We start from the raw sequence: 8,671 nt of genomic DNA on the forward strand, positions 1-8,671 counted from the left end.
AAACCTTTGGAAAGGCTTCGAGGGTTATGAAGGAAAGGGTAAACCTTCTTCGTGGATTTACCGCGTGGGATTGAATACCTGTATCTCCTTCTATCGCCAGCAGCAACGCCGGGGCGAGCATACTTCCTTGGATTCCCTCTATGGCTTGGAAGCAGAAGATAGTGAAACGACCAAACGCTTGAAAGAGATGTATCGCCTCATTGCGGGACTGGATAAGTTTGAACGTGCCGTCATCTTGCTGTGGCTGGATGAGAATTCTTACGAAGAGATTGCGGAAATTGTCGGCGTGCCGCGCAATACCGTAGCTTCAAAATTGAAACGAATTAAGGATAAACTTACAAAACAAGCGAATAGCTAAAATAAAACAGATTATGGAACTGGAAGAATTAAAACAAAATTGGAATATAATGGAAGAAAGGCTCGGACGCCTGGAAATGGACCAGCGCCAGCAACTAAATAATAAGGTGGTCAGTAAAGTAAAGAAGGTCCAGGATCGTGTGTTGCGTCGATTTACGATTGTAGTGATCTGTTTGCCTTTCTTTTGCTGGTATATTGTTCATAATCAGATGTGTGATTTTAGCATGTCAACGTGGGTGCTGTTGTTTCTGTTTGTAGCTGTGATAATAGCCCGGCAATTCACATGGATGTTGCTGTTAAGGAAGATTGATTGCCTGAAGATGACTGTGCGTGAAGTGTGTCTGGCGGAGAGCCGTTTCCGGATGTCTTTCAAAGTGGGGATAGCTGTGAGTGTGTTGTGTGCCGTACCTTTACTGGCAAGTATGATATGGGATATGTCCCAGATGGGTGATCGTTATATATTGATAGGTGCCTGGACTGGTCTTGTCGTAGGAACGCTGATAGGAATTCGTTTGTTCCTCAAAGCATGGAGCGGGATAAAAGAATTGAAAGAGGCAATAACGGATTTGCAGTAGTCATCTTAAAAAATGAAAGTACCCCTTCCACCCTGGAAACTCGAATAGATCGGAGTTTCCGATGAGTGGAAGGGGTACTTGCTTTTTATAGAACCGTTTGTTACGGTAGGGATATACTTATTTAGAACTGTACCTGCGGTGCTGTTTCTGCTCCTTCGGAAGCTTCAAAGTAAGCACGCTTTTCGAAACCGAACAGACTTGCAAGAATGTTCTTCGGGAAGCGGCGGATGGCAGTATTGAAGTTCTTTGCTGCATTGTTGAAGTTGGTACGTGCCACGTTGATACGGTTTTCAGTACCTTCCAATTGAGCTTGCAGTTCCAGGAAATTCTGGTTTGCTTTCAAGTCGGGGTAGTTCTCGGTAATGGCAAGCAACTTACCCAATGCAGAAGTTACCGCACCTTGAGCTTTCTGGTATTCAGCCAACTTTTCCGGAGTCAGATCATTAGCATCTACTTTAATTTGAGTAGCCTGGCTGCGAGCCTCTACCACACCTTCCAGAGTTTCTTTTTCATGAGAAGCGTATCCTTTTACCGTACTAACCAGATTCGGAATCAAGTCGGCACGGCGTTGATATTGTGTTTCAACGTTTGACCATTGTCCGCTTACGTTTTCATCCATAGTTACCAGTCCGTTATAACCAGTGACACCCCAAATGACGAGGAGAGCTAAAACAACAAGAATGATAATAGTTGATTTCTTCATACTTTTCTTTTATTAAATGATTATACAATTTATATATTTCTGCGGTGCATCAGAATCGGGAACCGGCACCTCCGCCACCTCCCATACCTCCACCGAAGCTGCCTCCGCTGAAGCCACCGCCTCCTCCGCCGAAGCCTCCACCACCGCCAAAGATGACCGGACCTCCTCCGCCACCTCCGCGATAGTTTTCATCATACGACTGTTTGCGGCGTACTACCTTGTGTCCGCAGTTGCGGCAAGTGTAGGTAACATCTTCCGTTTTTACTCCGTTGATCCGTGAAACCACTTTGCTGCTGGTACGTTGCAATTTATGCTGTCCGCAGTTGGGGCATTTGCTTGCGGCACGTGCCGCCATCCAGCCGATTCCTCCGGCAACAACAAAGAATCCGATAACTGCTGCCAGAATGCCGAAGAAGGAAATGTCTTCTTCATCATCTGTATCATTCACCATGCTGCCGTCCAGTCTGCCGCATACGGCACGCACACCGGCAACCATACCCGCATCCCAGTTACCATCTTTCAGATAAGGAATCATGTCGCGCGTCTGGATACGTTTACAGATGGCATCAGGCAGATCTCCTTCCAGTCCATAACCTGTATAGAACTGGATGCAGCGCTGGTCGGTCACCAGAAGAATGACCAGACCATTATTCTTTCCTTTCTTTCCCACACCCCATTCATTGAGCAGGCGGTGTGCAAAGTCAAAGCAATCATCATTACCGATAGAAGGAACTACGGCAACTACTGTCTCAATGCCGGTCTGTTGTTCCAATGCATACAGCATACGGTCGATGCTGTCGCAGGCAGCCTGAGAGAGGATGTCGTCCGGATTGCAGACATAGCGCATTTTGTTCTGAAGATGTACTTTGGGGATATTGTCTGTAGTATAGACCTTCTGTGCCTGCACGGATAGCAGCAGGCATAGGAATAAACTTATGGAGATTAATCTTTTCATACTAATGTATTTGTGTGGCGAATATAGGAAAAATCACATCAATAGATGTATTTTCCTACGAAATTTTTCACACGTTCGGTGTATTCCTCCGGGTGATCCTTGTAGGACATGGCGTGTGTGGCACCGGGGGCAAGCCACAATTCTTTAGGTTCTGATTTTGCCTCGTAGAGGGGATATACCATCCAGGTGGGTACGTATGTATCTGCATCGCCATGAATGAAGAACATCGGCAGTTTGCATTTCCTGACCTGATTCAGCGAAGAAGCTTCCTTGAAGTTCCAGCCGTATTTCGCGTTGCACAGCCAACTGGTAGTGTACATCAACGGGAAAGGAGGCAGCCCGAACTGTCCCTTCAACTCGTAGGAGAATTCGTCCCATACGCTGGTATAACCGCAATCTTCCACAAAACATTTCACAAAAGGTTGTTGAGGTTCACCGGACACCATCATAGTGGTGGCGGCACCCATAGAGATGCCATGTACTACCATCTGGGTATTTCCGCCGTAAATATCGTTGGCAATGTCCATCCAGCGCAATACGTCCAGCCGGTCTTTCCAACCCATTTGAATGGCAGGGCCTCCGCTTAATCCCTGATTTTGCAGGTCGGGCAGCAGAATGTTATACTTTAAATCTTTGTTGTAAAGGTAACCTATCATCAGCATACGGATGCAATCGTCCGTATAACCATGCACGATGACGGCTGTTTTGTGGGTCGGTTCGGGAGCGGCTGCGTAAATGGCATGCAGTTGCACCCCTTCAGGATTGATAATAAAGGTATCCCGTAAAGCACCGACAGTTTGCAAACTATCTATCCAAGGCTTGATTTGCGGGTACTCGCTGAGCATATACTCGTAGGAGCCGGGAATATCTTTCCCTTTGTTGTGCTCCGGTCTCAGCGAGTAGCCGAGCATGTAGAAACTCGCACCTGTGAGGGCAATAATGATAACTGCTAACAGTCCGAGCAGACTGTACTTGATATCTTTCTTCATCTTTCCTTCCTTTCACTCTATTTGTTCCATATTTCCCATGCGGCAAATGCTTGCAATAACAGCATTTCCAGTCCGTTTTTAGTAACGGCGCCGTGAGCCTCACCCTTTTTCATGAAAAGGGTTTCATTGGGATTATATAACAAATCGTAGAGTAAATGGTTGGGAGTTAATTGATCATAAGGAATATCCGGACAGAAATCCACCTTAGGATACATGCCTACGGGTGTACAGTTTACGATAATAGTATATTCCTGCATGATCTCCGGTGTCAGTTCGTCATAAGTGAGGTAAGACGATTCCTTTTTCGTACGCGATACGAATACGCTTTCGATGCCCAGATTGGCCAGTCCGCGATAGACGGCTTTGGATGCACCGCCTGTGCCCAGAATCAGCGCCTTCTTGTGATGGGGTTGCAGTAAAGGCTCAATGGACTGTGTAAATCCTATGATATCCGAGTTGTAGCCGACAAGTTTTACTTTTCCTTTTGGCTGGCGGATGATTTTGATGACGTTCACTGCGCCGATCTTTGCGGTATCTTTGTCCAGTTCGTCAAGAAAGGGGATGACCTGCTCCTTGTACGGGATGGTCACATTAAGTCCGCAGAGGTTGGGATTTTCCTCTATGACTTCCATAAAGTCATTGATGTTGGGTATCTCAAAGTTTACATATTCGGCGTCGATATTCTCCGATTTGAACTTTTCATTGAAATATCCGATGGAAAACGAATGTCTCAGCGGATAGCCTATTAAACCGTATTTCTGCATAATTCTCTTAGTGTGCTAACGTTAATATATAAGGTGGGGTGATATCACTTATCACTCTATCACTTTATCACTCTATTTAGTCGCAGTATAAAGAGTGCATATACCGAATGTCAGTCTGCGGAAATTAACCTGACTGAAACCTGCTTTGCGAATAACTTCCTGCATCACTTCGCCTTGCGGGAAAGCACGGATGCTTTGGGGCAGGTAGGTGTAAGCACTATTGTCTTTTGACAGGCATTTGCCGAGCAGGGGGATGACTACTTTGGAGTAGATGGTGAAAAGCTGTTTCATCGGAAAACGGTCCGGTGTGGAGAGTTCCAGAATGACGAGATGTCCTCCGGTTTTCAGCACGCGGCACATTTCCGCCAACCCTTTGTCCAACCCTTCGAAGTTGCGGATACCGAACGCTACGGTTACAGCATCGAACGTGTCATCGGCAAATGAGAGAGAGGTACAGTCCTCCCGGGCAAAGGATATTTTGTCCGAGAGGTGCGCCTGTTTTACTTTATTACGTCCCACGTCCATCATTCCCTCTGAGATGTCGGTGCCTATCAGTTCGTCAGGCTGCAACTCGCGGCAGGCAAGAATGGCAAAGTCACCTGTACCGGTGGCTACGTCCATGATGCGCTTCGGTTGGAAAGGCTTTAACCAATTGATCGCTTTCCGGCGCCAACTGCGGTCGATGCCTAATGAAAGTGTATGGTTCAGCTTATCATAAGCAGGAGCAATGTTGTCGAACATTTCTTCTACCTGTTCACTCTTCTTTCCGTCTTCACCGTAAGGTTTGATATGTTCCTGGGGATAATCCATGTTGATAGTGTTTAGTGGTTAGTGATAAGTGATTAATAAATCTACTAATCACTTATCACTAAACCGTTTATCACTTATTTAAGTATTCCGTTACGTTCTTCTCGATACGTGAAGCAATGTTGCTGGTATCTTCTTTCACGAATTGCTCTCCGGTGATATGCTCGTACAGTTCAATGTAACGCTCACTGATGGATGCTACGATTTCGTCTGTCATTTCCGGAACTTGTTGTCCTTCCTTGCCTTGGAAACCATTGTCCATCAACCATTCGCGAACGAATTCTTTAGAAAGCTGTTTCTGTGCTTCGCCTTTTTCAAAGCGTTCCTGATAACCTTCAGAGTAGAAGTAGCGGCTGGAGTCCGGTGTATGGATTTCATCCATCAGGTAAATAGTGCCGTTGTGCTTACCGAATTCATACTTCGTATCTACCAGAATCAGACCACGTTCTGCTGCGATCTCAGTTCCTCTGTTGAAGAGTGCCATGGTGTATTTTTCCAATATGGCATATTCTTCGGGAGTAGCCAGACCTTTAGCAAGGATTTCTTCTTTTGAAATGTCTGCGTCGTGTTCACCGATTTCAGCTTTCGTAGTCGGTGTGATGATGGGTTCGGGGAACTTCTGGTTTTCCTTCATTCCTTCGGGCAACTTCACACCACAGATTTCGCGTACACCGCTTTTGTAAGTACGCCATGCGCTACCGCAAAGATAACCGCGTACAATCATTTCGATGGGGAAACCTTCGCACATCACACCTACCGTTACCATCGGGTCGGGTGTAGCTGTCTTCCAGTTAGGGCAAATGTCAGTAGTAGCATCCAGGAATTTGGCTGCAATCTGATTCAGCATTTGTCCTTTGAAAGGAATGCCTTTCGGCAAAACAACGTCGAATGCAGAGATACGGTCGGTTGCTACCATAACCAGCTTTTCACCATTGATGTTATAAACATCGCGTACTTTTCCGTGGTACACACTTTTCTGTCCCGGAAAATTGAAATCAGTTTTTGTTAATGCTTTCATCATTGTTATATTTATGATTTGGATATTTTCTATGGTTTTCACCACAGAGTGACACAGAGTCTCACAGAGTTCTTTTTTGCTCTGTGAGACTCTGTGTTATCCCGTGGTGAGTTTTCTTTTTTCCCGTTCGGCTTTGGTTTCCTTATCAAATTTCTCGTAGGCATCTACAATGCGGGTTACCAATTGGTGACGCACAATATCTTTCTTGTTCAGTTCCACAAAGCTGATGCCTTTCACACCTTTTAGGATGCGGAGTGCCTGTACCAGTCCCGAAGTTTGGGAAGAGGGCAGGTCAATCTGTGTCATATCTCCCGTTACGATCATCTTGGTGTTCATACCCATACGGGTGAGGAACATCTTGATCTGCTGGGTAGTGGTGTTCTGCGCTTCATCCAGAATTACGACTGCGTCATTCAACGTCCTTCCGCGCATAAAGGCGAGGGGAGCAATCTGAATGATATTCAGTTCCATGTATTCTTTCAGCTTGGCAGCCGGAATCATATCCTGCAAGGCATCATACAACGGTTGCAGATACGGGTCTATCTTATCCTTCATGTCACCGGGCAGGAATCCAAGCTTCTCACCGGCTTCCACGGCGGGGCGACTGAGGATGATTTTCTTGATCTCTTTATTTTTGAGGGCACGTACGGCAAGGGCAATGGCAGTATACGTCTTTCCCGAACCGGCAGGACCTATGGCAAATACCATGTCGTTCTTGGCGAAACCTTCTACCAGTTTAAGCTGATTTTCACTGCGGGGGATGATCGGTTTGCCTGTCACGCTGAATACGATGACGTTACCCGACTTTTCTGCTTGCGGTGCATTTCCTTTGATGATGTCGATGATCACCTCTTCTTTCAATGAGTTGTATTCGGCGCAGTATTTTTCCAGCTTGGTAATGTTTTCTTCGAATGCGCACATCTCTTCTTCATCTCCCAACACTTTGATGACATTGCCGCGTGCAACAATGCGCAGTTTGGGGTACAAAGCTTTTATCAACTGCATATTGGCATTATTCACACCGTAAAAGATAACCGGGTCGATATCCTCAAGAACAATCAGTTTTTCTATCATTGAATTGTTTATAAGTTCATGTCGTTTTATAGGTAAAACAGTTGCAAATTTAGTGAAACGTTTGGATACTTAGCTGGTTCCGGCTGTTTTTTTTGTTGCAGGCTTCACGATGACGCCTTTTCCATTCTTGGTGCAGTGAATACACTCTTTGCGGAGTGTCCTTTCTTTGAAATCGAAAATGAGATTGGGGTTGAAATGCTGCCCGTTGATGCGGGTTTCAAAATGAAGGTGTTCGGTGCTGGCCCGTCCGGTACGTCCGGTCAGTGCAATGGGTTGTCCGGCCTTTACGACGTCACCACTCTGAACAAGATTCTTAAAATTATGGCTGTATATCGTTTCCAATCCCGAAGAATGGCGCACAACGATTACGTTGCCGTAAGCACTGTAGGGCTTCGACATACGTACAATGCCATCGAAAGCACTGCGTATCGTGTCTTTGGCACAAGTCTTGATATCAATACCCGAGTGACGGCCGCCACCACGTCCGTAAGGAGAAATCACTTTTCCTCCGGGAAGCGGAAAGCAATAAGCGGTGTCAGGTATTTGCTCCAGATGCAATTCTAATAATTTTTCGTTATCGAAAAGCCCCGGTGTAGTAACCCGGATATGATTGATTTCCATTTGCGAGAAGCTAGGTTTCTCTTCAGGCGGAGTATAAGCCAGTGCGAATGATAGTAGCAGAAAGAATATGTTCATGATTAAAGGTCCTTCTTGTTATTCAAAATAGATAATTTCTCCTCCATTCGAAGAAGTATATTTTTTCAGTAATTCCTGTATCATCTCAGCAGCTTCCCGCAGACCTTCCTGTCCGCTGTAACCATTGACGATGGCAAGGATATGCTGGGTGCCTAAATCCATTTTAGTACGTTCGTTGTCGCTGGTAGGAGTACCGATACCGCCTACGGCATCGCGATAGACCGGAAGTCCTTCGATGTTCAGCACGCCCCGTCCGATACCTTCGAATGGTTCTTCGGCGCGTCCAACTCCCAGTTTGAGGTCAGTGCCCTGTATCTTGTCCGCATCGAAACCACCGATGGAATAACCGGTGCGCAGGGATACCAGATTAATCAGGTCAACCAGTGTATCTATTTGGTAAAGGGCAATTCCGCGCATCAGACGGCGGCGCAAGGCTTCGGCAGAAGGACGGTAACGGCTTGGGTCTTTGCCGCAGCGTTTATAAGCTTCCCGGGTAGCTGCAATGGCGGGTTGCAGTTTGATGTCCTCCGGCTGGGTGGTGGAAGTCAGTTCCCGGGTGAAAGTGTTGATTTCTTCCCAAAGTCCTTCGCAAAAGGCTGTATTGGTAACTTCTGCATAGACGGCTGCACCTTTGAAGATGGGGCAGGCATTTTTTATTTCTTCTGATACGGTGATCTGGTACATAAACTAAAACTACTATTTAAACTTTTCATGTAAAACAAAAATAAGATAA

General features: G+C 46.0%; 11 protein-coding genes. 2 read left to right on the forward strand and 9 right to left on the reverse strand.

Going from position 1 to position 8,671, the window contains the following annotated elements; translation table 11 throughout:
• Both BACCELL_RS14290 and BACCELL_RS14295 read left to right on the forward strand, forming a co-directional pair.
• Positions 1-358 (forward strand): RNA polymerase sigma factor (locus tag BACCELL_RS14290; protein ID WP_007212562.1); only part of this gene is annotated, 358 nt, incomplete at its 5' end.
• 13 nt (positions 359-371) lie between these two features.
• The gene (locus BACCELL_RS14295) at positions 372-932 is read left to right on the forward strand and encodes a hypothetical protein (protein ID WP_007212563.1); all 561 of its coding nucleotides are present in this window, start codon (positions 372-374) and stop codon (positions 930-932) included.
• Between the two features lie 121 nt (positions 933-1,053).
• Here BACCELL_RS14295 and BACCELL_RS14300 read toward each other — a convergent pair whose 3' ends face one another.
• From BACCELL_RS14300 to BACCELL_RS14340, 9 genes are all read right to left on the reverse strand, one after another.
• Positions 1,054-1,635 (reverse strand): LemA family protein, encoded by a 582-nt coding sequence (locus BACCELL_RS14300; protein WP_007212564.1) that lies wholly within the window; start codon positions 1,633-1,635, stop codon positions 1,054-1,056.
• A 49-nt stretch (positions 1,636-1,684) separates the two neighbouring features.
• On the reverse strand, positions 1,685-2,590 hold the full coding sequence (locus BACCELL_RS14305) for a TPM domain-containing protein (protein ID WP_007212565.1): 906 nt from the start codon (positions 2,588-2,590) through the stop codon (positions 1,685-1,687).
• A gap of 38 nt (positions 2,591-2,628) precedes the next feature.
• The gene (locus BACCELL_RS14310) at positions 2,629-3,579 is read right to left on the reverse strand and encodes an alpha/beta hydrolase (protein WP_007212566.1); all 951 of its coding nucleotides are present in this window, start codon (positions 3,577-3,579) and stop codon (positions 2,629-2,631) included.
• A 17-nt stretch (positions 3,580-3,596) separates the two neighbouring features.
• Entirely contained in the window at positions 3,597-4,343 is a 747-nt protein-coding gene (locus BACCELL_RS14315; RefSeq protein ID WP_007212567.1) for a shikimate dehydrogenase family protein, read from the reverse strand.
• Between the two features lie 72 nt (positions 4,344-4,415).
• Entirely contained in the window at positions 4,416-5,153 is a 738-nt protein-coding gene (gene ubiE / locus BACCELL_RS14320; RefSeq protein ID WP_007212568.1) for a bifunctional demethylmenaquinone methyltransferase/2-methoxy-6-polyprenyl-1,4-benzoquinol methylase UbiE, read from the reverse strand.
• 70 nt (positions 5,154-5,223) lie between these two features.
• Positions 5,224-6,168, reverse strand: coding sequence for a phosphoribosylaminoimidazolesuccinocarboxamide synthase (locus tag BACCELL_RS14325; protein WP_007215353.1), 945 nt, complete (start codon positions 6,166-6,168; stop codon positions 5,224-5,226).
• Between the two features lie 96 nt (positions 6,169-6,264).
• Positions 6,265-7,242: a PhoH family protein gene (locus BACCELL_RS14330; protein WP_007212570.1), complete on the reverse strand. Its 978-nt coding sequence runs from the start codon at positions 7,240-7,242 to the stop codon at positions 6,265-6,267.
• Between the two features lie 69 nt (positions 7,243-7,311).
• On the reverse strand, positions 7,312-7,941 hold the full coding sequence (locus tag BACCELL_RS14335; RefSeq protein WP_029427124.1) for a M23 family metallopeptidase: 630 nt from the start codon (positions 7,939-7,941) through the stop codon (positions 7,312-7,314).
• Positions 7,942-7,956: 15 nt separating this feature from the next.
• Entirely contained in the window at positions 7,957-8,622 is a 666-nt protein-coding gene (locus BACCELL_RS14340; protein ID WP_007212572.1) for a B3/B4 domain-containing protein, read from the reverse strand.
• Positions 8,623-8,671: the final 49 nt, after the last annotated feature.

It is taken from the genome of Bacteroides cellulosilyticus DSM 14838, from assembly GCF_000158035.1.
GTDB lineage: Bacteria > Bacteroidota > Bacteroidia > Bacteroidales > Bacteroidaceae > Bacteroides > Bacteroides cellulosilyticus.

Excerpts from the sequence above, each read along its gene's own strand:
- BACCELL_RS14340 (WP_007212572.1), bottom strand. The coding sequence starts at position 8,622 with ATGTACCAGATCACCGTATCAGAAGAAATAAAAAATGCCTGCCCCATC.
- BACCELL_RS14325 (WP_007215353.1), bottom strand. The coding sequence starts at position 6,168 with ATGAAAGCATTAACAAAAACTGATTTCAATTTTCCGGGACAGAAAAGT.
- BACCELL_RS14330 (WP_007212570.1), bottom strand. The coding sequence starts at position 7,242 with ATGATAGAAAAACTGATTGTTCTTGAGGATATCGACCCGGTTATCTTT.
- BACCELL_RS14315 (WP_007212567.1), bottom strand. The coding sequence starts at position 4,343 with ATGCAGAAATACGGTTTAATAGGCTATCCGCTGAGACATTCGTTTTCC.
- ubiE (WP_007212568.1), bottom strand. The coding sequence starts at position 5,153 with ATGGATTATCCCCAGGAACATATCAAACCTTACGGTGAAGACGGAAAG.
- BACCELL_RS14295 (WP_007212563.1), top strand. The coding sequence starts at position 372 with ATGGAACTGGAAGAATTAAAACAAAATTGGAATATAATGGAAGAAAGG.
- BACCELL_RS14310 (WP_007212566.1), bottom strand. The coding sequence starts at position 3,579 with ATGAAGAAAGATATCAAGTACAGTCTGCTCGGACTGTTAGCAGTTATC.
- BACCELL_RS14300 (WP_007212564.1), bottom strand. The coding sequence starts at position 1,635 with ATGAAGAAATCAACTATTATCATTCTTGTTGTTTTAGCTCTCCTCGTC.
- BACCELL_RS14305 (WP_007212565.1), bottom strand. The coding sequence starts at position 2,590 with ATGAAAAGATTAATCTCCATAAGTTTATTCCTATGCCTGCTGCTATCC.